Raw genomic sequence first — 25,883 nt, 5'->3', positions numbered from 1 at the left:
GCCAGGCACACGCGCCCAGCGACGTGCGTCACGCAGGGCCGCGCGCAGGAGGACCGGACGGCGCGGCGCCATGGTCGCGGCGGCCTCGGTCGTGGTGGCCGTCGGGACGACCACCGGGCTCATCTCCGCCCTCGATGGCGGGCCGGACCCCGCGCGGGCCGGGCCGTCCGAGAAGACGCGTTCCGTGCGCCTCGACGCGCTGCCCGTCGCGCCCTCCGCGTCGCCGTCGCCCACCGCGTCCCTCTCCGCCTCGGCCTCGCCGAGCCCCCGGCGGACGGCGTCCGCGACGCCCACGAAGACCCCGGAGCGGACGCCCCGCGCGGCCTCGGTCTCCACCCGGCTCTACCGGCACCCGGACTCCCAGGTGCAGGAGTGGGTCCGCGACCACCCCGGCGACCCCCGGCACGCCGTCATCCAGGCGCGGATCGCCGCCCAGCCGGCCGCCGTGTGGTTCGCCGACTTCACGCCGGGCACCATCACCGCCCGGGTCCGCGCGGTCACCTCGGCCGGCGCGGCGCAGAACCGCACCCCGGTGGTCGTGCCGTACGTGATCCCGGACCGCGACTGCGGCGGGTACTCCGAGGGCGGGGCGCCCGACCTGGCCGCGTACGACGCGTGGATCGACCGGTTCGCGGCCGGGCTGGGCTCCGGTGACGTCGTCGTCGTCCTGGAGCCGGACTCCGTCGCCCAGTCCGAGTGCCTCTCCGAGGGGGAGCGCGCCGCGCGCTTCGCGTCCCTGGCCCGGGCCGGCCGGGTCATCAAGTCCGCCGACCCCCGGGCCCGCGTGTACTACGACGCCGGGCATTCCGGCTGGCACTCGCCGGCCACGCAGGCGGGATGGCTGCGGCAGGCGGGCGCCGCCTCGTCCGCGTCCTCCGACGGCGTCTTCAGCAACGTCTCCAACTTCCACACCACGGCCGCCGAGATCGCCTACGACCAGCGGGTCCTCGACGCGCTCGGCGGAGGGCCGGGCCTGGGCGCCGTCATCGACACCAGCCGCAACGGCGCCGGCGCCCCGCCGGACGGCGAGTGGTGCGACCCGTCGGGCCGCAAGCTGGGCCGGGCGCCGACCCTCGCGACCGGCGAGGCCCGGATCGACGGCTACCTGTGGGTGAAGCTGCCGGGGGAGTCGGACGGCTGCAAGGGAGAGCCCGGCAGCTTCACCGCCTCCTACGCCTACGAGCTGGCGCGCTGAGGCCCCTCGCCGGCGCCGCTTCCCTCGTCGTACGACGAGGTGCCCTCGTCGAGCAGCGGCTGCTGCGTCTTGAGGTGGGCGGGGGCGAACGCCCGCAGCGCGTGGTAGCCGGTGATGACGACGAGCGTGCCCAGCGCGATGCCGCTCAGCTCGAAGGTGTCGGTGATCTCCAGCGTCACGTTGCCGACGCCGATGATGATGCCCGCCGCGGCCGGCACCAGGTTGAGCGGGTTGCGCAGGTCGACCTCGGCGTTGATCCAGATCTGCGCGCCGAGCAGGCCGATCATGCCGTACAGGATGACGGTGATACCGCCGAGGACGCCGCCGGGGACGGCGGCCACGACCGCGCCGAACTTGGGGCAGAGCCCGAAGAGGAGGGCGAAGCCGGCGGCGGCCCAGTAGGCGGCGGTCGAGTAGACGCGGGTCGCGGCCATCACGCCGATGTTCTCGGAGTACGTCGTGTTGGGCGGGCCGCCGACGGCGGTGGACAGCACCGAGGCGGCGCCGTCCGCGGAGATCGCGGTGCCCAGCCTGTCGTCGAGGTTGTCGCCGGTCATCTCGCCGACGGCCTTGACGTGCCCGGCGTTCTCGGCGACCAGAGCGATGACCACGGGCAGCGCGACGAGGATCGCGGACCACTGGAACGACGGGCCGTGCAGCTCGGGCAGGCCGATCCAGTCCGCCTTCGAGACCCCGGACAGGTCGAGCCGCCAGTGGTCGGTGAGCTTGCCGCTCGCGTCCACCGAGTGGATCCGGCCGAAGACCCGGTCGAACACCCAGGACAGGGCGTACCCGAGGACCAGACCCAGGAAGATCGCGATCCGGGACCAGAAACCGCGCAGGCAGACCACGGCCAGACCGGTGAACAGCATCACCAGCAGGGCCGTCCACTGGTCCTGCGGCCAGTACGTGGAGGCCGTCACCGGGGCGAGGTTGAAGCCGATCAGCATGACCACCGCGCCCGTCACGACGGGCGGCATCGCGATGTGGATGATGCGGGCCCCGAACCGCTGCACGGCGAGACCGACCAGGAACAGCGCCGCGCCGACCACGAGGACCGCGCCGGTCACGACCGCGCTCGACCCGCCGTCCGCCCGGATGACGGCCGCGACGCCCACGAAGGACAGCGAGCAGCCGAGGTAGCTGGGCACCCGGCCGCGCGTCGCCAGCAGGAAGATCACCGTGGCGACGCCGGACATCATGATCGCCAGGTTGGGGTCGAGCCCCATGAGGACCGGTGCCACGAAGCTGGCGCCGAACATCGCGACCACGTGCTGGGCGCCGAGCCCGACCGTGCGCGGCCAGGACAGCCGCTCGTCCGGGCGGACCACCGCGCCGGGCGCCGGAGTGCGTCCGTCTCCGTGCAGTTTCCAGCGGACGCCGAGATCCATGGTGCGGTTTCGCTTTCGTCGTGCGAACGAGGGTCCGGACCATTGTCGGGTACACGGACCGGGCCGCCGACCCGGGGCCACCTCGGCTTCTGAGCGTCCGCTTAGGATGGCAGGGTCCTGTCGTACGTCCCAGGAGTCCCGCCGTGACCGCCGAAGCCCTGCCCCTGTCCGCCCCGTCCCACGGCCGGCTCGTGCCCGTCACCGTGCACTTCGACGACCTCGACGCGCTCGGGCTGCTGCACAACGCCCGCTACCCGCTGATGGTGGAGCGGGCCTGGACCGAGCTGTGGCAGGAGCACGGGTTCCGCTTCGAGGGCGACTGGGTGGCCGCCGGAGACGCGTGCAACGCGGTCAAGGAACTGCGCATCACCTACGAGACCCCGGTGACCAGGCCCGGCGCCTACGCCGTGCACCTGTGGCTGGAGCGGCTGGGCACCACCGGGCTGACGTACGGCTTCCGCTTCTGCTCGGCCGACGGTGCCGTGACCTACGCGCACGGCAGCCGGGTGCTGGTCCGGCTCGACGCCCGGACGCTGCGCCCGGCGCCGTGGAGCGAGGAGTTCAGGGCCGCGGGCCGGGAACTGCTGCGTCCGGCCGGCTGATCTTGGGACGGTCGCGGTCGGCGGTGCGCAGGACGCCCGCGAACACCGCGAGCCCCGAGGCGAGCAGGGTGACCAGGCAGAACGACACCACGAGGCTGGTGAGCTGGGCGAGCCCGCCGATCGCGCTGGGGGCGACCAGCCCCGAGGTGTAGGTGATGGTCGCGACGCCCGCGATGGCCAGCGAGGGGTTCGAGCCGCTGCGGCCCGCCGCCGCGAAGCACAGCGGCACGACCACCGCGATCCCGAGACCCAGCAGCGCGAACCCGGTCATCGCCAGGGCCGGGGAGTCCGAGACGACGACCATCAGCCCGCCGAGCGTGGCGAGGACGCCGCTGGCCCGGACCGTGCGCACCGAGCCGAAGCGGTCCACCACCCGGTCGCCGGCGATCCGGGCGATCGCCATCGTGAGCGTGAAGCCCGTGGTGCACGCGGCCGCAAGCCCCGCCGAGGTGTCCAGCTGGTCCCGCAGGTACACCGCCGACCAGTCCAGGCTCGCCCCCTCCGCGAAGACCGCGCAGAACCCGACGGCCCCGATGAGCAGGGCGGACCGGGGCGGCAGCGCGAACCGGGGCGGCGGGTCCTCGTCCTCGGCGGGCTGGAGGTCCAGCACCCACCGGCAGGCCGCCACCCCGAGCACGGTCAGCACCGCCGCCGCCAGCGCGTGGTGCAGCCGGGCGTCCGAGCCCAGGTGCGCCGCGAGAGTGCCGGCCGCGGAGCCGACCAGGGCGCCGGCGCTCCACATGCCGTGCAGCCCGGACATGATCGAACGGCCGAGGCGGCCCTCCACCTCGACGCCGAGGGCGTTCATCGCCACGTCCGCCATGCCCGCCGTGGCGCCGAACGCGAACAGAGCCAGGCACAGGGCCGGAAGGTTGGGTGCCAGCGAGGGCAGGGTCAGGGCGAGTGTCCACAGCGCCATCAGGCCGCGCAGCGCGTTGCGGGCGCCGAAGCGATGGGTGACCCGGCCCGCGAGCGGCATGGCGAGGGAGGCGCCGAGCGCCGGGAACGCCAGCGCGAGACCGAGCTGGCCGGCGCTGACCCCCGCGTGGTCCTGGATCCACGGCACCCGGGTCGCGAACGACCCGGTGACGGCGCCGTGCGCGGCGAAGACGGCGGCCACGGCGTACCGGGCGCGCCTGACCTCCCGCAGGTCGTAGACCTTCCCACCCATGAAGTGACCCCCTCCTGGCCCCCGCCTCCGCGCGGTCCGGCCGTAAACTATCAGGAACCCTGCCTGATAGATAGAGTGCCGGGGTGCCCGCCGCCGCGCGCGGCCCCGCCGATCTGGAAGGATCCCGGCATGCCCGCATCCCCGAGCACCGCCCGGGCCATCAACGACCGGCTCGCCCTGCGCCTGCTGCAGCAGGAGGGCCCGCTGACGGCCGGCCAGTTGAAGCAGCTGACCGGGCTGTCCCGGCCGTCCGTGGCCGACCTCGTCGAGCGCCTCACGGGCGCCGGCCTGATCACCGTCGTCGGCGAGGCGGGCGAGCAGCGGCGCGGCCCGAACGCCCGGCTGTACGGCATCGTCGCCGACCGCGCCCATCTCGCCGCGCTGGACGTCCGCACCGAGGGCGTCTCCGTGGCCGTGTCCGACCTGATCGGCACCGTGCTCGCCGAGGCGTCCGTGCCCATCGGCGACGACACCGGGACGGGCCCCGCCGTGGAGCGGGCGGTGGCTCTGGTCGAGCGGGCCGTGAAGGAGGCCGGCGCGGACCGGCCGCACACCGTGGGCATCGGCGCCCCCGGCCTGATCGACCCGGCCAGCGGCGAACTGCGCGACTCCTCCGGCCTGCCCCAGTGGCACCGCGGCCTCGTCGCGACCCTCCAGGAGCGGTTCCCCGACGCGCGCGTCAGCGTCGAGAACGAGACCAACCTCGCCGCCCTCGCAGAACAGCGCGACGGCGCGGCCCGCGACCGCGACACCTTCGTCCTGCTGTGGCTCGGACACGGCACCGGCGCCGCCGTCGTCCTCGACGGGGCGCTGCGCCGCGGGGCGTCCGGCGGCACCGGCGAGATCGGCTTCCTGCCGGTGCCGGGCACCACGGGACTGCCGTCGGCGACGGACTGCGCGGGGGGCTTCCACTCCCTGGCGGGCTCGGCGGCGATCGCACGGCTCGCTGCGGAGCACGGCTTCCGTGCCGGAGACACCCACGCACCGGCCGCCGCCCGGCTGGTGGGGGAGGCGGTGGCGCGGGCCGGCGAGGCCGACGGCGAGGCGGCCCGGCTCTTCCTCGGCGTCCTCGCGGACCGGCTCGCGCTCGGCGTGGCCTCGGTCGTCGCCGTCCTCGACCCGGGCTGTGTGGTCCTCGGCGGCGAGGTCGGACAGGCCGGCGGCCCGCCGCTCGCCGCCCTGGTCGAGGAGCGGGTCCGGCGCATGTCCCCGCTGGCGGTCGCGGTCCGCCCGAGCGCCCTCGGCGGGACGGCGGTCCTGCGCGGAGCCCTCCTGACAGCCCGCGACCGCGCCCAGGAGATCCTGTTCGCGCCGTCGGGGCGTCTCTAGGAACGGTGACCGGAGCGCCGGTCCAGGTACTCCTCGAACGTCCCCTTGCCCACCGCGTGTTCGGGCGCGAGGTGGCCGCCGGAGCGGAACGCGCCGTACGCCCGGCCCCACAGCGGCACGCTCACGACGAGACGCCGGCGGCCTGTGGCCTTCAGGTAGGAGCGGGCCAGCGAGTCGAAGGTCCGCACCTCCGGGCCGCCGATGTCCGTCACACGCCCGGCGGGCTCGCCCTCGGCCAGTTCTGCCAGCCGCTCCGCGACCTCGGCGACCTCGATCGGCTGGTCCTTCACCCGGGCCGGCAGCAGCACGACCGGCAGCTTGGCCAGGGCGCCCAGCATCCGTGCGAGCAGATCGTGGAACTGGGTCGCGCGCAGCACGGTCCAGCCCAGCCCCGACTCCTCGACCAGCCGCTCCACGGCGAGCTTGCTGCGGTAGTAGCCGAACGGCACCCGGTCCACACCGACGATCGAGATGTAGACCAGGTGGCGCACCCCGGCCCCGCGCGCGGCGGCGATCAGATGCCGCGCCGCGTCCTCGTCGCCGCCGTTCGGTGAGCTCGCGCAGTGCACGACCGTGTCCACGCCCGCCATCGCGGTGTCCAGACCGGGCCCGCCCTTGCGCAGGTCGACGGCGTACGGCTGCGCGTGCCGGCTGAGCACCCGCACCTCGTGCCCGTCCGCCCGCAGCCGCTCGGTGACGATCCGGCCGAGCGTCCCCGTCCCGCCGGTCACCAGCATCGTGCTCATCGTGTTCAGCCCTTCGTTCGCACCGTGGACGCTCCTGTTCTCGGAGCATCCCTCGTCGTCCCTGACGGAGCATCCCGGGGATATGTGACATCCGGCGGACGGAGACGGAAGGGGAGCGCTTGGGGAGACCCGGCGGCGGGCAAGGGCCGTCGTCACCGCCGCCGGGCGCTCTCGTGGGTGCGGCAGGGCGCCGAGCCCCGCCGCGCACCGCTGACAGTAAAGAGGACTAGACCATAGCGTCAATAGGTATGGACCAATCGCAGAACTCCACCGGCACAGGGGAGTTGAGGGCATCGCGGCCCGCCTGGAAAGGCCGGCGACGCGTCCTGTGAGCCACTCCACACCCTTCGCCCGGATGGACGCCCACCGGTCGTGGCACACTGGGCGTGTACCAGAAGCAGCGCACTCCGGGGTCGGTGAAAGTCCGAACCGGCGGTTACAGTCCGCGACCCGGTCGCCTCCAGCGACCGGTTGACCAGGTGAAATTCCTGGACCGACGGTTAAAGTCCGGATGGGAGGCAGTGCGCGGCGGGCGAGCCTGTGTGCGCGCCGCCGTACCGGTTCGTCCATGGGGCGGACCCTCGTCCGGCGTCGCTCCCGGTGTTCTCGCTCGTACATTCTGTCGTCATCGACAGCCCCGGAGTCCGTGCCCCTATGAGGCAGGAGGACCCGGGAAGTGTTCACCGGAATCGTCGAAGAGCTGGGCCACGTCACGGCCATCGAGACCCTCGGCGACGCCTGTCGCTTCCGACTGCGCGGCCCCGTCGTCACCGACGGCGCCAAGCACGGCGACTCCATCGCGGTCAACGGCGTCTGCCTGACGGTCGTCGACCACGAGGGCGACGAGTTCACCGCCGACGTCATGGCCGAGACCCTCAAGCGCTCCAGCCTGGGCGCCCTGACCGTGGGCTCCCGCGTCAACCTGGAGCGGCCGACCGCCGTGGGCGACCGCCTCGGCGGGCACATCGTCCAGGGACACGTCGACGGCACCGGCCAGGTCCTTCAGCGCACCCCCTCCGAGCACTGGGAGATCGTGAAGATCTCCCTCCCCGCGGACCTCTCCCGCTACGTCGTGGAGAAGGGGTCCATCACGGTCGACGGCATCAGCCTCACCGTCGTCGACGCCGGAGCCGACTTCTTCACCGTCAGCCTCATCCCGACCACCCTCGACCTGACCACGCTCGGCCACAAGCAGCCCGGCGACCCGGTCAACCTCGAGGTCGACGTCATCGCCAAGTACGTCGAGCGGATGCTGGGCGACCGCCTCTCCTCCGAAGGGACGGCCACCCGGTGAACTCGCTGAACTCCGAGGCGTTCACGCTGTTCGGCCAGCACATCCTCTGGTCGGACATGATCGGCAACCTCTTCGGCCTGGCCGCCCTCGCCCTCGGCTGGCGGCGCTCCCTGTGGACCTGGCCCGTGCAGTTCCTCGCCGGGCTGATCCTCTTCGGCGCCTTCTTCGGGCACCTCACCGGCAGCGCCGGCAAGCAGGCCGTCGTCATGGTCGTCGCCCTGTACGGCTGGTGGCAGTGGCAGCGTGGCAAGGGCCGCGGCGAGGACGGCCACATCGCCGTCCGGTTCGCCACCTGGCGCGAGCGCGCGGCCATGCTCGGCGCGGCCGCGGTCGGCACCGTCGGAGTCGCCCTGCTGTTCAAGGCGTACCCGACCCTGTCCTGGGACCCCTGGCCCGACGCCTACATCTTCGTCGGCACCGTCGTCGCCATGTACGCCCAGGCACGCGGCATGGTCGAGTTCTGGTTCGCCTGGCTCCTCGTCGACCTCGTCGGCGTCCCCCTCAACTTCGCCAACGGCTACGCCTTCTCCGGCTTCGTCTACGTCATCTACGGCGCACTCGTCCTGTGGGGCATGCGCGACTGGTGGCTGCGCTCCCGCAACGACGCGCGGCCCGTCCTGGAAGGAGCGCCGGCATGACCGCGGCACCGATTCTGTACAGCGCCGAGAGCGCCGAGGACCTGCGACTCGACCCGATCGAGCGGGCCGTCGCCGACATCGCGGCCGGCCGCCCCGTCGTGGTCGTCGACGACGAGGACCGCGAGAACGAGGGCGACCTCGTCATCGCGGCCGAACACGCGACACCCGAGATCGTCGCCTTCATGATGAGCGAGTGCCGCGGACTGATCTGCGCGCCCATGGAGCCCGACGAGCTCGACCGGCTCGAACTGCCGCAGATGGTGGCGGACAACACCGAGTCGATGAAGACGGCGTTCACCGTCTCCGTCGACGCCTCCGGCGAGCACGGCGTGACCACCGGCATCTCGGCCTCCGACCGGTCCACCACCCTCCAGCTCCTCGCGAGCGGCACCGCACAGCCCTCGGACCTCGTCCGCCCCGGCCACATCTTCCCGCTGCGCGCCCGGCCCGGCGGCGTCCTCGTCCGCAACGGGCACACCGAGGCCGCCGTCGACCTCGCCCGGCTCGCCGGACTGCGCCCGGCCGGCGCCATCGTGGAGATCGCCGGCGAGGACGGCGAGATGCTGCGGCTGCCCGAGCTGATCCCGTTCGCCCGCAAGCACGGCCTGACGATCGTCTCCATCGCCGACCTCGTCGCCTACCGCCGCGAGGCCGAGCACCCGAAGCCCGTGGAACCCACCGCCCCCGACGAGGACCGGCTCGCCGCCGACTCCACCGTCCGGCGCGAGGCCGAGGTCCGTCTCCCCACCGCCCACGGCACGTTCACGGCCTACGGCTACCGCTCCACCGTCGACGGCGTCGAGCATGTCGCCCTCGTCCACGGCGAGATCGGCGACGGCGAGGACGTCGTGGTCCGCGTCCACTCCGAATGCCTCACCGGTGACGTCTTCGGCTCCCAGCGCTGCGACTGCGGCCCCCAGTTGGAGGCCGCGCTGGACCGGATCCAGGAGGAGGGCCGCGGCGTCGTCGTCTACCTGCGCGGCCACGAGGGCCGGGGCATCGGCCTGATGTCCAAACTGCGCGCCTACGAACTCCAGGAGCGCGGCCGCGACACCCTCGACGCCAACCTCGAACTCGGCCTCCCCGCCGACGCCCGCGACTACGGCGCCGGCGCGCGCATCCTCGCCGACCTCGGCGTGCGCAGCGTGCGGCTGCTGACCAACAACCCCGACAAGTCCGCCGCGCTGCTCGCCCACGGCATCCGGGTCGGCGAGCGCGAGCCGATGCCCGTCCAGGCGGGCGAGCACAACCTGCGGTACCTGCGCACCAAGCGCGACCGGATGGGGCACGACCTGCCCTGGCTGGACCCGGAGCCCGCGGTCCCCGCCCCGTCCACCCTGTCCACCTGCACCAGTCAGTAAGACCACACCGAGGAGTCGAGAGAACGTGAGCGGCAAGGGCGCACCGGACCTGTCCGTACGCAATGTGGGTGACCTGCGGGTCGCCGTCATCGCGGCACAGTGGCACGAGAAGGTGATGGACGGACTGGTCGACGGCGCGCTGCGCGCCCTGCACGACCTGGGGATCGACGAGCCGACCCTGCTCAGGGTCCCCGGCAGCTGGGAGCTCCCGGTCGTCGCCAAGGTCCTCGCGGGCCGCGGCTACGACGCGATCGTGGCCCTGGGTGTCGTCATCCGCGGCGGCACCCCCCACTTCGAGTACGTGTGCCAGGGCGTGACCCAGGGCCTCACCCAGGTCTCGGTCGACACCGGCGTCCCCGTCGGGTTCGGCGTGCTGACCTGCGACACCGAGGAGCAGGCCCTCGACCGGGCCGGCATCGAGGGCTCCAGCGAGGACAAGGGGCACGAGGCGGTGACCGCGGCCGTGGCGACGGCGGCGACCCTGCGCTCAGTATCCGAACCCTGGCGCTGACGAACGGCACATGTGGCATAGGCTGAGCGTCACCATGTCCAAGAAGACGTTCGAGGAGCTCTTCACCGAGCTCCAGCACAAGGCCGCCCAGGGCGATCCCGCCACTTCCCGCACCGCCGAACTCGTCGAGAAGGGCGTCCACGCCATCGGCAAGAAGGTCGTCGAGGAGGCCGCCGAGGTCTGGATGGCCGCCGAGTACGAGGGCAAGGAAGCCGCCGCCGAGGAGATCTCGCAGCTGCTCTACCACGTCCAGGTGATGATGGTCGCCCGCGGGATCTCCCTGGACGACGTCTACGCCCATCTCTGAGCACGACCACCCCACTCCACCGCCAAGCGAACGAAGGAAGCCGACCTCATGCTGCGCATCGCCGTCCCCAACAAGGGTTCACTCTCCGGCCCTGCGGCGGACATGCTGCATGAGGCCGGCTACCAGCAGCGGCGGGAGTCCAAGGAGCTGCGGATCGTCGACCCGGTCAACGAGGTCGAGTTCTTCTACCTCCGCCCCCGCGACATCGCGATCTACGTCGCCTCCGGCCAGCTCGACATCGGCATCACCGGCCGCGACCTGCTGATCGACTCGGGCGCCGAGGCCGAGGAGATCCTTCCGCTCGGCTTCGCCCGCTCCACGTTCCGCTTCGCCACCAAGCCGGGCACCGTCGGCGGCGACCTGGCGGACCTCAAGGGCAAGACGATCGCCACCTCCTACGAGGGCATCGTCGCCAAGTACCTCGCCGACCACGGCATCGACGCCTCCGTCGTGCACCTCGACGGCGCCGTCGAGACCGCCATCCAGCTCGGCGTCGCCCAGGTCATCGCGGACGTCGTCGAGACCGGCACCTCGCTGCGCAACGCCGGCCTGGAGGTCGTCGGCGAGCCGATCATGAAGTCCGAGGCCGCCGTCATCCGTCGTACCGGCGCGGACGCCGAGGACCCCAAGGTGCAGCAGTTCCTGCGCCGCCTCCAGGGCGTCCTGGTCGCCCGGACGTACGTGATGATGGACTACGACTGCCGCGTCGAGCAGCTGGAGAAGGCCGTCGCCCTCACGCCCGGCCTGGAGTCGCCGACGGTCTCACCGCTGCACAACGAGGGCTGGGTCGCCGTCCGTGCCATGGTCCCGGCCCGCGAGGCCCAGCGGATCATGGACGACCTGTACGACATCGGCGCCCGCGCCATCCTGACGACGGCCATCCACGCCTGCCGCCTCTGACCCGCACCGAGATGTCCTCCGAGAGCCCCGTCATGTCCGAGCTGCCCACCCTCCCCGTCACCTTCCGGCCGGGCCGCACCCGCGCCATCCTGCTCAGCGCGGGCGTGGCGATCTTCGTCGTCATCACGGCGGTCGCGCTGCTGCTGGACAAGCTCGGCCCGGGGGAGCGGCTCAGCTTCGTCCTCACCGGCGCCCTCATGTTCGCCGTGCTCGCCCAGCTGGCACGCGTCCGCGTGGTCGCCGACGAGGCGGGTGTCACCGTGGTGAACATCGCATCCCGGCGCCGGCTCGCCTGGGCCGAGATCGTCCAGGTGAACCTGCGGCCCGGCGACCCCTGGGTGTTCCTCAACCTCAGCGACGGCACCAGCCTGCCCGCGCTCGGCATCCAGCCCGGTATCGCCAAGGAGAAGGCCATCGCCGACGCCCGTGCCCTGCGCGCCCTCGCCGAGGCCCGGTCCGTCCAGGACCCCGAGGGCCGTCAGGGCTGACCGACATCCGTCGCGGCCGGCCCGGCCCCTGTCAGGGTCCGCCCGACACCCATCAGGGCGCACTCGGGGGCGCTCGCCCTGCCGCAAGTGCCCCGGTCTTGATTAATCTGTTGGCGGAGGCGTTCTCACGACGCCTCCGCCTCTCGTGGGTCCGACCGGTCCTTCGAAGGCCCCTCCTACCCGAGGAGTGATTCCCTCCAGCGATGGACGGATCGTCCTGTAGTACCTGCGCCGCCCGCCCCCGACATACCGGGGCGGCGGCATCATGAGTACCCCCCTGCTGCTCCTGGCAGCCGCGTTCCTCCTCATCCTTGCCAACGGCTTCTTCGTGGCCGCCGAGTTCGGCCTGGTCACCGTCGAGGCCACGGACGCCGAGAAGGCCGCCGCCGAGGGCGACCGACGGGCCCATCGGGTCGTCGCCTCCCTCCGGGAACTGTCCTTCCAGCTCTCCGGCACCCAGCTCGGCATCACCATCACCTCCCTGGTCGTCGGCATGCTCGCCGAACCGGCCCTGGCCCAGCTGCTGGGCGGCCCGTTCGGCGCGATCGGCGTCCCCGAGGGGGCGGTGTCCGGTGTCGCCGTGGTCGTCGGCATGCTGCTGGCCTCGGCCGTGCAGATGGTGATCGGCGAGCTCGTGCCCAAGAACTGGGCGGTGTCGCGGCCCCTTCAGGTCGCGCGCTTCGTCGCCGGACCCCAGCACGTCTTCGCCCGGCTGTTCCGCCCGGTGATCGCCGCGCTGAACTCCGTCGCCAACCGTCTCGTGCGGGCCATGGGCATCGAGCCCGCCGAGGAGCTGGCGTCCGCCCGCACCCCCGGCGAGCTGGTCTCCCTGGCCCGCCACTCCGCACAGGCAGGCGCCCTGGAGCAGGACACCGCGGACCTGTTCGTCCGCACCCTGTCCCTCGGCGAGCTGACCGCGCAGCACGTGATGACCCCCCGGGTGAAGGTCAGCGCGCTCCAGTCGTCGGCCACGGCCGAGGACGTGGTGAACCTCACCCGCGCCACCGGCCTGTCCCGCTTCCCGGTCTACCGGGAGCGGATCGACGAGATCGTCGGCATGGTCCATCTGAAGGACGCGCTCGCGATCCGTTCGAGCGACCGGCTGCGCACCCCCGTCGGCCGGATCGCCCGCCCGGCCCTGCTGGTCCCCGAGACCCTGCCGGTCCAGCCGCTCCTCGCCCGGCTGCGCAGCGAGCAGCCCATCGCCGTCGTCGTCGACGAGTACGGCGGCACAGCGGGCGTGGTGACGCTGGAGGACATCGTCGAGGAGATCGTCGGCGAGGTCCGGGACGAGCACGACGGGCAGGACCTGCCCGAGCTCGCCGCGGCGCCGCCCGAGGACGGCCGGCCCGCCTGGGACGCCGACGGCAGCTGCCGGGTCGACATCCTCCTGCGGATAGGTCTCGACGTGCCCGAGGGGCCGTACGAGACCGTCGCGGGCCTGGTCGCCGACCTGCTCGGACGGATCCCGGCCGTCGGTGACAGGGCGGAGCTGCCCGGCTGGCGGCTGTCCGTGCGCCGGGTCGGGCACTACCGGGCCGAACGGGTCCGGCTGGTGCGCACCGGGGCCGTCGTGGAGGTCACCCGATGAGCGTGCTCCAACTTCTCTTCGCGGCGCTGCTCGTGCTCGCCAACGGCTTCTTCGTGGGAGCCGAGTTCGCCCTGGTCTCGGTCCGCCGCAGCCAGGTCGAACCGCTCGGCACGGCCCGCGCCCGCCAGGTGCTGTACGGCCTGGAGCACCTGCCGCAGATGATGGCCGCCGCCCAGTTCGGCATCACCGTCTGCTCCCTGACGCTCGGCGCGGTCGCCGAGCCGACGGTGGCGCATCTGCTGGAGCCGGTGTTCGAGTGGGTGCGCCTGCCGGACGGCATGATCCATCCGCTCACCTATGTCATCGCGCTCGCCGCCGTGGTCTTCTTCCACCTGGTCATCGGCGAGATGGTGCCGAAGAACCTGGCCATGGCGGCACCGGAGAAGGTCGCGCTGTGGCTGAGCCCCGGCCTGGTGTACTTCGCCCGCTTCTGCCGGCCGATCACCGTCGCTCTCGGCGCGGTCGCGCGGGCCATCCTGCGGCTGTTCCACGTGGAGCCGAAGGACGAGGTCGAGGCGGTGTTCACCAGCGAGCAGCTGAACCGGCTCGTGGAGGACTCCGGCCAGGCCGGACTGCTCGACCCCGAGGAGCAGGAGCGCCTGGAGGACGCCCTGGAGCTGGGTTCGCGCCCGGTGACGGACGTCCTGCTCCGGCGCGAGTCGCTGGTCACGGTCAGCCCCTCGGTCACCCCCGGCCGGATCGTCGCCCTCACCGCCCGCACCGGCTACTCCCGGTTCCCGGTCGCGGCCGAGAACGGCGCCTTCATGGGCTATCTGCACGTGAAGGACGTCCTGGACCTGGAGGAGTCCGACCGGGCGGTGCCGCAGCACCTGTGGCGCTCGATGACGACCCTGCGCTCCGAACTGCCCCTGGACGACGCCCTGACGGTGATGCGCCGGGCCGCCACCCATCTGGCCCAGGTGGCCGACGCGTCCGGCCGGGTCCTCGGTCTGGTCGCCCTGGAGGACGTGCTGGAGCTGCTGGTGGGCGAGGTCCGCGACCCGGCCCACCGGGAGCTGCCGGAGGTCCGGGTGACCGGCCCCCGGCTGAGCACGGGTGAGCCGGAGGGAGCCCTGGCCGGCTGAGCCGGCCGTACGCCGCGGGACCTGTCAGCGCGCCGACGGGTCCTGCGGCCCCCGCCCCGACAGCACCTCGCCGTACGCCTGCATCAGATCGGGCAGCCGCAGCGTGGCCAGTTCCTCCCGGGTCAGCGCGCCCGGGTAGGACGACAGCCGCAGGTCCCGGTAGGCGCAGCTTTTCTCGTACAGCGTGCGCAGGAACCGCCCGTTGCCCAGCTCGTCGATCCACCCCTGGTCGACCACGTGCCCGGCGATGGACCGCAGCTCGTCCAGCGCCTCCTCGTCCCAGAGGTCGCCGTTCTCGGCGGCGAGCACCTCGCCGATCGCGGTCAGCTCCAGCGGGCGGTAGGAGGGGAAGTCGACGCGGGTGGTGAACCGGGAGGACAGCCCGGGGTTGGCGGCCAGCAGCCGGTCCATGCCCTCGGGATAGCCGGCGAGGATCACGACCAGGTGGTCCCGGTTGTCCTCGGCCCGCTTCAGCAGCACCTGCAGGGCCTCGTCGCCGTAGGCGTCGCCCTTGCCGTATCCCGTGTTGGACAGCGAGTACGCCTCGTCCACGAACAGGACGCCGCCGAGCGCGGAGTCGATGAGTTCGTTGGCCTTCACGGCGGTCTGGCCCAGGTACTCGCCGACCAGGTCGGCCCGCTGGGCCTCCACGAGGTGGTCGCCGCCGAGCAGCCCCAGCGCGTAGAAGACCCGGCCCAGGATCCGGGCGACGGTGGTCTTGCCGGTGCCGGAGGGACCGGAGAAGACGAAGTGCCGTTTCGGCGGCTGTACCGGCAGGCCCTGCCCGGCCCGCAGCCGCGCCATGTTCAGCTGCGCGGACAGCGCCTTGACCTGGCGTTTGACCGGCTCCAGCCCCACCATGCGCTCGAGTTCGGCCAGCGCCTCCTCGAGTAACGCGGGGTCGGTCGGACCGGCGGGCAGTGGCTGTGACGACACGGCCGCCTTCTCCCGCACCGCCGGGTCCGCCACCGACGGCAGCGGACCGGTGGGTGGCTCGGGGTCCGGCAGCCTCAGGTCGCGGCCCTCGACGCCGAACAGCGGGTCGAGCCCGTCCGAGCCGTCGACGTCCTGCCCGAACCCGGCCAGCGTGATCGCGGCCAGGTCCGCGTTGTCGTCGTACCCGTCGCCCTCGGCGATGGCGGCGAGCCGGGCGGAGGTGTCCATGAAGGCCGGGTCGACGCGGTGCACCGCCCGGTACAGGGGGAGCGCCGCCGCCGAGCGGCCGGTGCCCTCGTGCGCGCGGGCCAGCCAGTACCGCAGCTCCTTGCGCTGCGGCTGCTCGCTGCGGCACCGCATCAGCGCGGCCGACAGCAGCGGTTCGGCCTGCCCGTACATCTCCAGCCGCACCCGCGCCATGCCGCCGAACAGGCCGGCCTCGATGCCCAGCATCGGATCGTCGAGCAGCGGGTCGGTGTGCCGGACGAGCTGCTCCCAGTCCTTGACCAGATAGGCCCGGCAGGCGTGCAGGAAGCGGACCTGGTGGTCGGTGTCCACGGGCGGCAGCCCGGCGAGCGCGCGGTCCAGTTCGGGGACATGCCGTCCGTCCAGCCAGTGCGAGGCGTGGGCCAGCAGCAGATCGCGCGGGCTCTCCAGCACCGGCTGCACCCACCAGCCCAGCCAGTACCAGGAGTTGAGCGTACGGCGGTGCCGGGCGCGCTGTTCCCCGAAGCGGTCCCGGTGCCGGAACATCCGCAGCAGCGCGGTCGTCGTGTCGACCCGCAGCGCGTGCAGGCCGAGCCAGCCGTCGGCCATCCCGGGATCGATCCGCACCGCGGTGCGGAACTCCTCCTCCGCCTGCGGATACGCCCCCATCGTGTACGCGTCCACACCTCGCAGCCAGGCGAGGTCGGCCGGGGCCTCGGGGCCCTGCGTGCCGAAGTCCATCACGTCCCCCACAAACCGTGCCCCCCGTCGGTTGGCCGACCGCTCGCCCCCGCCCGCCGGTATCGAACCGCCGTACCGCGGACCGGAGTTGCCACGGTGCGCAGAGCAGCCGTCCGTAGGTCGCACCAGGGGCATCGTACCTGCGAGGGCGTGGCGCGCCCCAGGGTGCCGCACAGGCCGTCGGGGGAGGTGGGAGCACATCGGGAGCGCGCGGGGCGGTGACCGAGGGTGATCGGATCACCCCCCTCGGCGCCCGGGAAACGGCGTCCGGGCAGAACGAAGCCCCCGATCACGGGGGAACAACCGGGGGCTTCGCGTCTGGAGAGCGGTTTCTCATGACCGCACATTCAGAACGTAAGACCTGTACGGCCCCTGGGTCAAGCCGAGTTGGGGCACTCTGGGAAGCCGCCGAGGAGCCGTCTTCACAAGTTCAGCACATTGCAGATGGGCCGTCACCGTGGGTGACCGAGTGGTCCGCGCCAGCGGTCACGGCAGGCCCGGAAGTCACCTCGTACCCCTCGGGTCCCTGGTGGACCAGGAGGTCCGCGAAGGGCCGGGACGGGTCCTCGGCGAAGTGCGCGCGTTCCGCCCCGACCCAGCCGTCCCAGAACTCCCGCTGCTCCTCCCCGTCGCGGGCGCGGCCGCGGGCCCACGCCTCCCCGGACGGCAGCTCCATCCACAGCAGCCGGGCCAGGTACGGCCGCAGGGCGCGCCGGCCCGCGCCCACCCCCTCCAGGACGACCACCGGCTCGGGCGGCAGGGCGACCGGGGGCCCGAAGCGGCGCGCCCGCCAGTCGTAGGGGGTGTAGCGGGCGGTCCCGCCACGCGTGAACGGCTCGATCACCTGGGCGGTCAGCCGCGCCGTCCAGTCGAACAGCTCGTCGTGACTGGCGATGTCGTCGAGGTGCAGGACCGGGGCGTCCCCAAGGGAGCGCGCCAACTCGGCGGCGAACGTGGACTTTCCGGAGCCGGCGTGCCCGTCGACGGCGATCAGGCGGACCGGACCGCAGGAGGGTGGCAGCCGGCGCAGCCGGGAGGCGAGCTCGTGAATCGTTCTTCCCGAAGTCGAAGTCGGAGGGAGTGCTGGTGCGACGCGTCGGCACATTCTAGTGGGCGGCCGGAACCGAGTCCGGATCGTGATGGGAAAACGTGTCGCTTTGAACTACTCCATGTTTTCTCCATTCCCGTCGAAAAACTCCGGCCACCGCCGTGAAATCCATGTTCCGGAGGCGGGCGACGCTGAGTAGGGTGCCTGGTGCGCAACGGTGAGGTGTCACAACGGGGGATGGGCTGGGACAGATGACCGCTGGGTTATTCGAGGGGCAGTACGTGTGGCATCCGGCGGCCGACGACCGGGTGCTCGCGCGCGTTTGCGTCGAGGTGCGGGCCGGCCGATATCTGGGCGCCCGCGAGGCTTTGGCGGAAACCCGGGGCGACTTCGCGCTGCGGGCCCACCGCTCGCTGGTGCTCGCCTCGGAGGCCGCCGACTCCGATCTCGTGGAGCGCTGGCTGGCCGAGGAGCCCGGCCCGGAGGCGAAGCTGCTGTGGGCGCGCGTCGCGGTGGTGCGGGCACTGCGCGCGGCCGACGCCCACGACCCGCGGGCAGAGGCGCTGGAGCGCATCGCGCTGGCCGCCTGCGACCGGGCCGCGCGGGCCGACCCCGCCGACCCCACGCCCTGGGTGGCCAAGCTGGCGATGGCCCGCCTCCACCGACTGCGCGACACGGCGCCGAGGGGTCTGCTCACCGCGCCCCCCGGGCCCTGGCGCCTCTTCGCCCACGTCCTGTCGCTTGACCCCTGGCACCGCGAGGCCCACCACCGCTTCCTCGCCTGCTTCTTCCCCCGCCACGGCGGCTCCGTGACCGCCGCCTGGGACGTGGCCGCCTTCCTCGGCCAGCGGGCCCCGGCCGGCTCGGCCCTTGGGCTGCTGCCCCTGGTCGCCCTCGTCGAGTGCTACGACCCCACCCGGCTGCTCGCCGACCGCGTCTGGGAGCAGCCGCAGTGGCGTGCCACGGCGGTCGCCCTGCACCGCGACTGGCTGCCCACGGTGGCCGACTACGCCTTCACCCCGGTCCTCGACCTCGCGTATCTCGCGCACGCCCTGGTCATGGCCCGGCGTGCGGAGGAGGCGCGGACGGCGTTCACGGCCATGGGGCCGTACGCCTCGCGCATGCCCTGGGCCGTCTTCGGCGACCCGGCCGACGAGCTGTCCCGGGCGCGCCGCGTCTGCGGTCTGCCCGTCCCCGGCGCCTGACGGCCTCCACCCCCCACCGAGAGGAAGGCCAGAACCGTGTCCTCACGGATACCGGCCCCGCGTGCCCGGGCACGCCGGGCAGCGGATCCGATCGCGCTGGACGACGACGCGACCCTGCACGCGATGGGTTATCCGAGGAAACTCACACGTCGTTTTCAGGCGTTCGACAATTTCGCCATCTCCTTCACCGTCATCAACGTGGTCGCCGGAATCTTCTCCGGTTTCGGATTCGGCCTTGCCGCGGGCGGTCCCGCAATTCTCGTCTTCGGCTGGATCGGTGTGTCCGTCATGGTGCTCTTCGTGGGGGCATCGATGGCGGAGGTCGCCTCGGCCTATCCGACGAGCGGCGCCCTGTATTTCTCCGCGGGGAAGCTCGCCCGTCGGCACAAAGGCGCCTGGTCCTGGTACACGGGCTGGCTCAACTTCGTCGGCCAGGTCGGCGGCACGGCCGCCACCGGGTACGCCGCCGCCACCTTCCTGCAAGCCCTGATCGCCCTACAGTGGCCCGGCTACGAGCCGACCGGCCACCGGACGGTGCTGCTCACGGCCCTGATCATCGTGGCGCAGGGGCTCGCCAACACCTACACCGTGCAGCTGGTCGCCGTGCTGAACCGGATCTCCGTGTGGTGGCTGCTCTGCGGGCTGGTCGTCATCGTGACCGCCCTCGTCACCGTGCCCGACCGGCACCAGCCGGCGTCGTTCGTCACCTATTTCGCGAACAACACCGGTTTCACGAGCGGTCTTTACGGCGGCATGCTCGGGCTTCTGGTCACCAGCTGGACCTTCACCGGCTTCGACGGCAGCTTCCACATGTCCGAGGAAACGGTCCGCGCGACCGTCAACGCGCCGAAAGGGATCACCCGTTCGATAGCGTCCTCGGCGCTGGCGGGTCTCGTCCTGATGTGCGCCCTCGTCCACAGCGTGCGGGACTACCACCGGGTGGCCGCCGCCGACGCCCCCGCCGTGCGCCTCCTGACGGACGCGGTCGGCCTGGCCGCCGCGAAGGCGCTGCTGATCATCGTGATCGGCGCGATGCTGTTCTGCGGACTGGCCAACCTCACCAGCAACGCCCGGCAGATCTTCGCCTTCTCCCGGGACGGCGCGATGCCGGGGTCCCGCTGGTGGCACTCGGTCTCCCCGCGCACCCGTACCCCGGTCAACGCGGTCTGGCTCGCCGTCGGCTGCTCGCTGGTGCTGGTCCTGCCCGGCTGGTGGTCGCACACCGCGTTCACCGCCGTCGTCAGCGTCAACGTCGTCGGGCTCTTCCTCGCCTACGGCATCCCGATCCTGCTGCGGCTGCGGCTCGGTGACGCCTTCGAGCCGGGCCCGTGGAATCTGGGCCGCTGGGGCCGCCCGGTCGGGACGGTCGCGGTGGGCTGGATCGTGCTCAGCAGCGCCCTGTTCATGCTGCCGCACGCCGCGCCGGTCACCGTGACCTCGTTCAACTACGCGCCGGTCGTCCTCGCGGCCGTCCTGGGCGTGGCCACGCTGTGGTGGTTCACCTCGGCGCGGCGCCGCTTCCACGGTCCCGTGAGCTACGGGCGCCCCGACGAGGTGGCCGCCATGGATCTCGTCTGAGGGCGCGTCCCGCGGCTTCGGCGTACACCGGTACGGCGTACGCGCGGGCCGCGGGACGGCCGCCCCGGCATACGGACGCGAAGGGGATCTTCGCGGGCAATCGCAGGTCATGCCAGTGGTCGAGACCAATATTGGCAGGCGCGCCCGGGGCCGAAGTGCTGGCAGACGCCGCCCGGGGCGGCCATAGTTGGCGCACACCCGTGCACCCCACGCGACTCGACACCTGGGGGTCTCCCGCCCATGAGCACAGCCGAGCAACCGTCCCGCAGAATCGTTCTGGCGGCCGCGGTGGCCGCAGCCGTCACCGGCACCGCGGGATCCGCGGCCGCCGCCGGTACCGCCGTCGAGGCCGGCGCCGACACCGACCGCTCCGCCGCCCGCCAGGTCGACTACCGCGCCTGGACGTCGTACACCGACTGGCGAGGCGGCACCGCCGCGGGCACCCGCGCCCTCGCGGGCTCCCGCCCCGGCCTGGTGATCGGCACGCCGGAGGGCACGACCGAGTACACCGACCCGCACACCGGCACGAAGGCCCGCTGGGAGTACGCGACCTGGACGTCCCCCGTCCACCGGCTCGCCGTCCCGGCGACCGAGGTGATCGCGTCCTGGAACGCGCACACGCCCGCCGGGAGCTGGCTCCAGATCGAACTCAAGGGCACCTACTCCGACGGCACGGCCACCCCCTGGTACGTGATGGGCCGCTGGGCGGCCGGCGACCAGGACATCCGGCGCACCTCGGTCGACGACCAGAGCGACGGCCGCAGCAGCATCTGGACGGACACCTTCGCGATCGACGACCCGGCGACCGGGCTGCGCCTCGCCTCGTACCGGCTGCGGCTGACCCTCCACCGCGAGCCCGGCACCAAGGTCACCCCGAAGGTCTGGCGGGCCGGTGCGATGGGCTCCGACGTCCCGGACCGCTTCACCGTTCCCGCGTCGAAACCCGGCCTCGCCCGCGAGCTGACCGTCCCGCGCTACTCCCAGGAAATCCACGTCGGCCAGTACCCGGAGTACGACAACGGCGGCGAGGCGTGGTGCAGCCCCACCTCCTCGCAGATGATCATCGAGTACTGGGGTGGCAGGCTCACCCGCGAGCAACTGTCCTGGGTCGACCCGGCGTACACCGACCCGCAGGTCTGCCACGCCGCCCGCTTCACGTACGACCACCAGTACGAGGGCTGCGGGAACTGGCCGTTCAACGCCGCCTACGCGGCCACCTTCGACGGGCTCCAGGGCGTCGTCACCCGGCTCGGCTCGCTGACCGACCTGGAGACACTGATCGCCGCAGGTATCCCGGCCATAACGTCCCAGTCCTTCCTCAAGGAGGAGCTGACCGGCGCGGGGTACGGCACCGCCGGGCACCTCATGACCGTCGTCGGATTCACCGCCGACGGCGACGTGATCGCCAACGACCCCAACTCGCCGACCAACGAGGCCGTGCGCCGCGTCTACAAGCGGCGGGAGTTCGAGAACATCTGGCTCCGGACAAAGCGCTACAACGCGAGCGGCAAGGTCGTCTCGGGCACCGGCGGCGTCTGCTACCTCTACTTCCCGGCACGGCCGACGCCCCGCCAGCGCGCGGCGCTCGCCGCCGTGGGCGTGCGCTGACGCCGCACGGCGCGACGGTGACAGGGCTCCGGGCGACCGGGGCCCTGTCCCTGTGAGCAACGTCTCGGCCGCACCGGCCGCCGACGGTGGCAAGGTGGGGCATATGACCGCGCACTCCACCTCGGCGGGCCGCGTCCGCACCGGCGGACCCCGGGAAGACGGCCCCAAGATCCTCGAACACCTCATGGGCTGGACCCTCGTCGTGGTGCTCGCGATGCTCGTCACCCAGCTCGGACTGCTGTGAGCTGACCCACATCGGGCCACCGGGCCGGACATATACCGACCCTGCCGTGAGCGGACCCGTCAGCCTCGATCACACTCGAACAAGCAGCTGGCGCCCGTCTGCCATACTGCCGGATGTCCCGCCGCCCGTTGGATAACAGGGTCGAAATTGAATATTAGTCAGCAGCGCGACGCGGCCCGTCCCAGGGCCCGCGGCACCGAACGCTCCATGGCGCGCCGTGCCGAACTCATCGCCATCGGGCGGAAGCTGTTCGCCGACACGTCGTACGACGCGCTCTCCATGGACGACATCGCCCGGCAGGCCCATGTGGCCAAGGGGCTCATCTACTACTACTTCCAGTCCAAGCGCGGCTACTACCTCGCGATCATCCAGGACTCCGTGGCCGACCTGGTCACCTTCGCGGCCAGCGGCGGCGAACTGGAGGCCGTCGACCGGGTGCACCGCACCATCGACAGCTATCTGCGCTACGCCGAGCACAACCAGGCCGCCTACCGCACCATCGTCAGCGGCGGCGTCGGCTTCGACACCGAGGTGCACTCCGTCCGGGACGGCGTGCGCGAGGCGATCGTCGCCACCATCGCGGAGGGCGCGTACGGCCGCACCGACATCGCCCCGCTCGCCCGCATGGGCCTGCTGGCCTGGGTGTGCAGCGTGGAGGGTGCCACCCTCGACTGGATCGACCGCCCCGAGCTGTCCCGCGACATCATGCGCGAACTGCTCGTGAAGACCCTGGGCGGCGCCCTGCGCGCCGTCGAGGAACTCGACCCCGCCTACCGCGCCCCGCACCCGGCCCGCCGCGAGCCCTGACCCACGCGACACGGGGCGGGGGCTCGTGGTCCCCCGCCCCCAGCCCCCGTGGGACCGGTCACCCGTCCTCGGCGGGACCGGTCACCTGATGGCCTTGATCAGTTCGCCGTCGGCCGTGTCGCCGCTCAGCTCCCAGAAGAAGGTGCCGCCGAGGCCCTGCTGGTCCTTGTAGGTCATCTTCGTCCCGACCGTTGCCGGGGTGTCGTAGCTCCACCACTGGTCACCGCACTTGGCGTACGCGGTACCGCCCACCGTGCCGGTCGCCGGGCACCGGGACCTCAGCACCTTGTAGTCCTCGATGCCCGCCTCGTAGGTGCCGGGCGCCGCGCCCGTCGCGGTGCCGCCGGGCCCCGCCTGGGTGACGCCGGTCCAGCCGCGGCCGTAGAAGCCGATGCCGAGCAGCAGCTTGGACGACGGGACGCCGAGGCCCTTGAGCTTCGCGATGGTCGCCGACGTGTGGAACTCCGCCTTCGGGATGCCGGAGTACGAGGTCAGCGCCGAGTGCGGAGCCGTGGGGCCGGCCGCGTCCCAGGCGCCGAAGAAGTCGTACGTCATCGGGTTGTACCAGTCGACGTACTGCGCCGCGCCCGCGTAGTCCGCCGCCTCGATCTTGCCGCCGCTGGTGGCGTCCGCCGTGATCGCCGCCGTGACGAGGTTGCCGGAACCGAACTTCGCCCGCACGGCGGACATCAGGTTCCTGAAGGCGTCGCGGCCGCTGGTGTCACACGTGGCACCGCAGGCGTTCGGGTACTCCCAGTCGATGTCGATGCCGTCGAAGACGTCGGCCCACTTCGAGTTCTCGACCAGGTCGTAGCAGGACTGCGCGAACGCGGCCGGGTTGCGGGCGGCCTCGCCGAAGCCGGTCGACCAGGTCCAGCCGCCGAAGGACCACAGGACCTTCAGGCCCGGGTGCTTCTTCTTGAGCTCGCGCAGCTGGTTGAACGTCCCGCGCAGCGGCTGGTCCCAGGTGTCGGCGACGCCGTCCACCGACTCGTCCGCGGTGTAGGTGCGCTCGGTCGCGGCGTAGGAGTCGCCCATCGCGCACTTGCCGCCGGTGACGTTGCCGAAGGCGTAGTTGATGTGGGTGAGCCTGTCCGCCGAACCGGACGTCTCGATGTTCTTGACGTAGTACTTGCGGTCGTACGTGCCCCATTCGGTGAAGTAGCCGACGACCTTGGAGCCGGCGGAGAGCTTCGGTGCCGAGGCGGGCTCGGCGCCGGCCGGGCCGGCGCCGGCGAGCATTCCGGCGCCGAGCACCGCCGCGCAGGCGGCGGACACGAGCGCGAGGAGCCGGGGGCGTGGGGGGTGCGGAATGTGCATCGGGGTGCATCCTCCGTGGGGGGAGAGGGGAGCTGGGCCGATTGGCATGAACGCGATGATGAACCGCCCCGTCAAGGTAGGAGGACTAGACCAGTACGTCAATGGTTCGGACCAATTCGCGCGGCGATAACGTGCTGGACACGTTGTGGAGTGAGCGGTCGTTAACTGGTGACGGCATGCGTCCGATCGGGCATACTCACAGCGCACAGCCGCTGGTCAGCAGCCTCCGAGACCCGGAGTTCGCGAGCATCGGACTGGCCCCCGATAGACCTGGCGGAGCCGCCGCACCCAAGGCGACACGTCCGCCGACGTGCCCGACAGGGAGGATCGTCGCCATGCCCGACCGCGCCCCGCAGACGGTGGACCGTCAACTGCCCACGGACGAGGCCCGGGATCTGATCTCGCTCGTCCGCGACATCGCGCAGCGCGAGATCGCCCCGAGGGCGGCCGAGGAGGAGGACGCGGGACGCTTCCCGCGCGAGGTCTTCACCCTGCTCTCCGAGTCCGGCCTGCTCGGCCTGCCCTACGACAGCGAGTACGGCGGCGGTGAGCAGCCCTACGAGGTCTACCTCCAGGTCCTGGAGGAACTGGCCGCGGCCCGCCTCACCGTCGGGCTCGGCGTCAGTGTGCACACCCTGGCCTCCTACGCGCTCGCCACCTACGGCAGCAAGGAGCAGCAGGTCGAGCACCTGCCCGCGATGCTCGGCGGCGGCCTCCTCGGCGCCTACTGCCTCTCCGAGCCCGCGTCGGGGTCCGACGCGGCCTCCCTGCGCACCCGGGCCGTCCGCGACGGCGACGACTGGGTGATCACCGGCACCAAGGCGTGGATCACGCACGGCGGCATCGCCGACTTCTACACCGTCATGGCCCGTACCGGCGACGAGGGTCCGCGCGGCATCAGCGCGTTCCTGGTGCCCGGCGACGCCGACGGCGTCGCCGCGGCGCCGCCCGAGAAGAAGATGGGCATGAAGGGCTCGCCCACCGCCCAGGTGCACTTCGACGGGGTCCGGGTCGGTGACCACCGGCGCCTCGGCGAGGAGGGCCAGGGCTTCGCCATCGCCCTGTCCGCCCTCGACTCGGGGCGGCTCGGCATCGCGGCCTGCGCGATCGGCGTGGCCCAGGCGGCGCTGGACGAGGCCGTCACGTACGCGACCGAGCGCCGCCAGTTCGGCAAGCCGATCGCCGACTTCCAGGGCCTGCGCTTCATGCTCGCCGACATGGCCACCCAGATCGAGGCCGGCCGCGCGCTGTACCTGGCGGCGGCCCGGCTGAAGGACGCGGGCCGGCCGTTCGCCAAGCAGGCGGCCATGGCGAAGCTGCACTGCACCGACACCGCCATGAAGGTCACCACCGACGCCGTCCAGGTCCTCGGCGGCTACGGCTACACCGCGGACTTCCCGGCCGAGCGGTACATGCGCGAGGCCAAGGTCCTGCAGATCGTCGAGGGCACCAACCAGATTCAGCGGATGGTCATCGCACGTCACCTAGCGGGTCCCGAGTCACGCTGAACTGACCACGCTTGACCTGCGGCGCCGCGAGCCGGATCCACTCCGGGTCGTGGTGCCCGGGCAGCGTCCGGC

24 protein-coding genes and 1 riboswitch are annotated in these 25,883 nt (G+C 72.4%); of the genes, 18 read left to right on the top strand and 6 right to left on the bottom strand.

What is annotated here, in order from left to right; translation table 11 throughout:
- Positions 1 to 70 precede the first annotated feature (70 nt).
- Positions 71 to 1,195, top strand: coding sequence for a glycoside hydrolase family 6 protein (locus ADL34_RS26270; RefSeq protein WP_062674358.1), 1,125 nt, complete (start codon positions 71 to 73; stop codon positions 1,193 to 1,195).
- Here ADL34_RS26270 and ADL34_RS26265 read toward each other — a convergent pair.
- Positions 1,177 to 2,586 carry a uracil-xanthine permease family protein gene (locus ADL34_RS26265; protein ID WP_062674360.1) on the bottom strand — a complete coding sequence of 470 codons (1,410 nt, stop codon included), beginning with the start codon at positions 2,584 to 2,586 and terminating at the stop codon, positions 1,177 to 1,179. The genes ADL34_RS26270 and ADL34_RS26265 overlap by 19 nt on opposite strands.
- Before the next feature lie 143 nt (positions 2,587 to 2,729).
- Between ADL34_RS26265 and ADL34_RS26260 the strand changes: the two genes are divergently transcribed.
- A complete protein-coding gene (locus ADL34_RS26260) occupies positions 2,730 to 3,188 on the top strand; it encodes an acyl-CoA thioesterase (protein WP_062674362.1) in 459 nt (152 codons plus the stop codon).
- On the opposite strand, the gene ADL34_RS26255 is transcribed toward ADL34_RS26260, so the two are convergent.
- Entirely contained in the window at positions 3,148 to 4,359 is a 1,212-nt protein-coding gene (locus ADL34_RS26255; protein WP_062674364.1) for an MFS transporter, read from the bottom strand. The two genes, ADL34_RS26260 and ADL34_RS26255, sit on opposite strands and share 41 nt — an antisense overlap.
- Positions 4,360 to 4,488: 129 nt before the next feature.
- Here ADL34_RS26255 and ADL34_RS26250 point away from each other — a divergent pair, with 129 nt between their 5' ends.
- Positions 4,489 to 5,688 carry an ROK family transcriptional regulator gene (locus ADL34_RS26250; protein ID WP_062674366.1) on the top strand — a complete coding sequence of 400 codons (1,200 nt, stop codon included), beginning with the start codon at positions 4,489 to 4,491 and terminating at the stop codon, positions 5,686 to 5,688.
- Here the strand turns inward: ADL34_RS26250 and ADL34_RS26245 are convergent.
- Complete coding sequence (locus ADL34_RS26245) at positions 5,685 to 6,434, bottom strand: SDR family oxidoreductase (protein WP_062674368.1); 750 nt, start codon at positions 6,432 to 6,434, stop codon at positions 5,685 to 5,687. The genes ADL34_RS26250 and ADL34_RS26245 overlap by 4 nt on opposite strands.
- Before the next feature lie 398 nt (positions 6,435 to 6,832).
- Positions 6,833 to 6,963: riboswitch (FMN riboswitch) on the top strand.
- Between the two features lie 147 nt (positions 6,964 to 7,110).
- On the opposite strand from ADL34_RS26245, the gene ADL34_RS26240 reads away from it, so the two are divergent.
- The 9 genes from ADL34_RS26240 to ADL34_RS26200 all read left to right on the top strand — a co-directional run bounded on the left by ADL34_RS26240 (position 7,111) and on the right by ADL34_RS26200 (position 14,609).
- Positions 7,111 to 7,728 (top strand): riboflavin synthase, encoded by a 618-nt coding sequence (locus ADL34_RS26240; RefSeq protein ID WP_062674370.1) that lies wholly within the window; start codon positions 7,111 to 7,113, stop codon positions 7,726 to 7,728.
- The gene (locus tag ADL34_RS26235; RefSeq protein WP_062674373.1) at positions 7,725 to 8,366 is read left to right on the top strand and encodes a nicotinamide mononucleotide transporter family protein; all 642 of its coding nucleotides are present in this window, start codon (positions 7,725 to 7,727) and stop codon (positions 8,364 to 8,366) included. The genes ADL34_RS26240 and ADL34_RS26235 overlap by 4 nt, the downstream gene beginning before the upstream one ends.
- Positions 8,363 to 9,727, top strand: a complete 1,365-nt coding sequence (locus tag ADL34_RS26230; protein WP_062674375.1) for a bifunctional 3,4-dihydroxy-2-butanone-4-phosphate synthase/GTP cyclohydrolase II — start codon at positions 8,363 to 8,365, stop codon at positions 9,725 to 9,727. Before ADL34_RS26235 ends, ADL34_RS26230 begins: the two co-directional genes overlap by 4 nt.
- 25 nt (positions 9,728 to 9,752) lie before the next feature.
- Entirely contained in the window at positions 9,753 to 10,238 is a 486-nt protein-coding gene (gene ribH, locus ADL34_RS26225) for a 6,7-dimethyl-8-ribityllumazine synthase (protein ID WP_062674377.1), read from the top strand.
- A 34-nt stretch (positions 10,239 to 10,272) separates the two neighbouring features.
- Positions 10,273 to 10,545: a phosphoribosyl-ATP diphosphatase gene (locus ADL34_RS26220; RefSeq protein WP_003988914.1), complete on the top strand. Its 273-nt coding sequence runs from the start codon at positions 10,273 to 10,275 to the stop codon at positions 10,543 to 10,545.
- A gap of 48 nt (positions 10,546 to 10,593) precedes the next feature.
- Positions 10,594 to 11,445, top strand: coding sequence for an ATP phosphoribosyltransferase (gene hisG, locus ADL34_RS26215; RefSeq protein ID WP_062674379.1), 852 nt, complete (start codon positions 10,594 to 10,596; stop codon positions 11,443 to 11,445).
- A 32-nt stretch (positions 11,446 to 11,477) separates the two neighbouring features.
- Positions 11,478 to 11,933, top strand: coding sequence for a PH domain-containing protein (locus ADL34_RS26210; RefSeq protein WP_062674436.1), 456 nt, complete (start codon positions 11,478 to 11,480; stop codon positions 11,931 to 11,933).
- 265 nt (positions 11,934 to 12,198) lie between these two features.
- Positions 12,199 to 13,524 (top strand): hemolysin family protein, encoded by a 1,326-nt coding sequence (locus ADL34_RS26205; RefSeq protein WP_062674381.1) that lies wholly within the window; start codon positions 12,199 to 12,201, stop codon positions 13,522 to 13,524.
- Entirely contained in the window at positions 13,521 to 14,609 is a 1,089-nt protein-coding gene (locus ADL34_RS26200) for a hemolysin family protein (protein WP_062674383.1), read from the top strand. The genes ADL34_RS26205 and ADL34_RS26200 overlap by 4 nt, the downstream gene beginning before the upstream one ends.
- Before the next feature lie 24 nt (positions 14,610 to 14,633).
- Here ADL34_RS26200 and ADL34_RS26195 read toward each other — a convergent pair whose 3' ends face one another.
- Positions 14,634 to 16,493 carry an AAA family ATPase gene (locus ADL34_RS26195; protein WP_062674385.1) on the bottom strand — a complete coding sequence of 620 codons (1,860 nt, stop codon included), beginning with the start codon at positions 16,491 to 16,493 and terminating at the stop codon, positions 14,634 to 14,636.
- Positions 16,494 to 16,923: 430 nt separating this feature from the next.
- A complete protein-coding gene (locus ADL34_RS26190; RefSeq protein WP_079034489.1) occupies positions 16,924 to 17,598 on the bottom strand; it encodes a uridine kinase family protein in 675 nt (224 codons plus the stop codon).
- 194 nt (positions 17,599 to 17,792) lie between these two features.
- Here ADL34_RS26190 and ADL34_RS26185 point away from each other — a divergent pair, with 194 nt between their 5' ends.
- From ADL34_RS26185 to ADL34_RS26170, 5 genes are all read left to right on the top strand, one after another.
- Positions 17,793 to 18,746 (top strand): hypothetical protein, encoded by a 954-nt coding sequence (locus ADL34_RS26185; RefSeq protein WP_199835637.1) that lies wholly within the window; start codon positions 17,793 to 17,795, stop codon positions 18,744 to 18,746.
- 36 nt (positions 18,747 to 18,782) lie between these two features.
- Entirely contained in the window at positions 18,783 to 20,324 is a 1,542-nt protein-coding gene (locus ADL34_RS26180; RefSeq protein WP_062674389.1) for an amino acid permease, read from the top strand.
- 240 nt (positions 20,325 to 20,564) lie between these two features.
- Positions 20,565 to 21,932 (top strand): peptidase C39 family protein, encoded by a 1,368-nt coding sequence (locus tag ADL34_RS26175; protein ID WP_062674390.1) that lies wholly within the window; start codon positions 20,565 to 20,567, stop codon positions 21,930 to 21,932.
- 103 nt (positions 21,933 to 22,035) lie between these two features.
- Positions 22,036 to 22,176: an SCO1431 family membrane protein gene (locus tag ADL34_RS35845; RefSeq protein WP_107115766.1), complete on the top strand. Its 141-nt coding sequence runs from the start codon at positions 22,036 to 22,038 to the stop codon at positions 22,174 to 22,176.
- 147 nt (positions 22,177 to 22,323) lie between these two features.
- A complete protein-coding gene (locus ADL34_RS26170; protein WP_062674393.1) occupies positions 22,324 to 22,983 on the top strand; it encodes a TetR/AcrR family transcriptional regulator in 660 nt (219 codons plus the stop codon).
- Between the two features lie 81 nt (positions 22,984 to 23,064).
- Here the strand turns inward: ADL34_RS26170 and ADL34_RS26165 are convergent, their stop codons facing one another.
- Positions 23,065 to 24,303, bottom strand: a complete 1,239-nt coding sequence (locus tag ADL34_RS26165; RefSeq protein ID WP_062674394.1) for a glycoside hydrolase family 18 protein — start codon at positions 24,301 to 24,303, stop codon at positions 23,065 to 23,067.
- 335 nt (positions 24,304 to 24,638) lie between these two features.
- Between ADL34_RS26165 and ADL34_RS26160 the strand changes: the two genes are divergently transcribed.
- Complete coding sequence (locus ADL34_RS26160; RefSeq protein ID WP_062674395.1) at positions 24,639 to 25,811, top strand: acyl-CoA dehydrogenase family protein; 1,173 nt, start codon at positions 24,639 to 24,641, stop codon at positions 25,809 to 25,811.
- Positions 25,812 to 25,883 lie beyond the last annotated feature (72 nt).

Source organism: Streptomyces sp. NRRL WC-3605 (assembly GCF_001509795.1).
Taxonomy (GTDB): Bacteria; Actinomycetota; Actinomycetes; order Streptomycetales; family Streptomycetaceae; genus Streptomyces; species Streptomyces viridochromogenes.
This window is presented reverse-complemented; position numbering and strand designations above follow the sequence as displayed.

Bases quoted from the DNA above. Each gene is read 5' to 3' on its own strand.
- ADL34_RS26265 (WP_062674360.1), bottom strand. From the start codon at position 2,586: ATGGATCTCGGCGTCCGCTGGAAACTGCACGGAGACGGACGCACTCCG.
- ADL34_RS26210 (WP_062674436.1), top strand. From the start codon at position 11,478: ATGTCCGAGCTGCCCACCCTCCCCGTCACCTTCCGGCCGGGCCGCACC.
- ADL34_RS26165 (WP_062674394.1), bottom strand. From the start codon at position 24,303: ATGCACATTCCGCACCCCCCACGCCCCCGGCTCCTCGCGCTCGTGTCC.
- hisG (WP_062674379.1), top strand. From the start codon at position 10,594: ATGCTGCGCATCGCCGTCCCCAACAAGGGTTCACTCTCCGGCCCTGCG.
- ADL34_RS26190 (WP_079034489.1), bottom strand. From the start codon at position 17,598: ATGTGCCGACGCGTCGCACCAGCACTCCCTCCGACTTCGACTTCGGGA.
- ADL34_RS26220 (WP_003988914.1), top strand. From the start codon at position 10,273: ATGTCCAAGAAGACGTTCGAGGAGCTCTTCACCGAGCTCCAGCACAAG.
- ADL34_RS26200 (WP_062674383.1), top strand. From the start codon at position 13,521: ATGAGCGTGCTCCAACTTCTCTTCGCGGCGCTGCTCGTGCTCGCCAAC.
- ADL34_RS26195 (WP_062674385.1), bottom strand. From the start codon at position 16,493: ATGGACTTCGGCACGCAGGGCCCCGAGGCCCCGGCCGACCTCGCCTGG.
- ADL34_RS26245 (WP_062674368.1), bottom strand. From the start codon at position 6,434: ATGAGCACGATGCTGGTGACCGGCGGGACGGGGACGCTCGGCCGGATC.
- ADL34_RS26230 (WP_062674375.1), top strand. From the start codon at position 8,363: ATGACCGCGGCACCGATTCTGTACAGCGCCGAGAGCGCCGAGGACCTG.
- ADL34_RS26270 (WP_062674358.1), top strand. From the start codon at position 71: ATGGTCGCGGCGGCCTCGGTCGTGGTGGCCGTCGGGACGACCACCGGG.
- ADL34_RS26255 (WP_062674364.1), bottom strand. From the start codon at position 4,359: ATGGGTGGGAAGGTCTACGACCTGCGGGAGGTCAGGCGCGCCCGGTAC.
- ADL34_RS26205 (WP_062674381.1), top strand. From the start codon at position 12,199: ATGAGTACCCCCCTGCTGCTCCTGGCAGCCGCGTTCCTCCTCATCCTT.
- ADL34_RS26250 (WP_062674366.1), top strand. From the start codon at position 4,489: ATGCCCGCATCCCCGAGCACCGCCCGGGCCATCAACGACCGGCTCGCC.
- ADL34_RS26175 (WP_062674390.1), top strand. From the start codon at position 20,565: ATGAGCACAGCCGAGCAACCGTCCCGCAGAATCGTTCTGGCGGCCGCG.
- ADL34_RS35845 (WP_107115766.1), top strand. From the start codon at position 22,036: ATGACCGCGCACTCCACCTCGGCGGGCCGCGTCCGCACCGGCGGACCC.
- ADL34_RS26185 (WP_199835637.1), top strand. From the start codon at position 17,793: ATGACCGCTGGGTTATTCGAGGGGCAGTACGTGTGGCATCCGGCGGCC.
- ADL34_RS26160 (WP_062674395.1), top strand. From the start codon at position 24,639: ATGCCCGACCGCGCCCCGCAGACGGTGGACCGTCAACTGCCCACGGAC.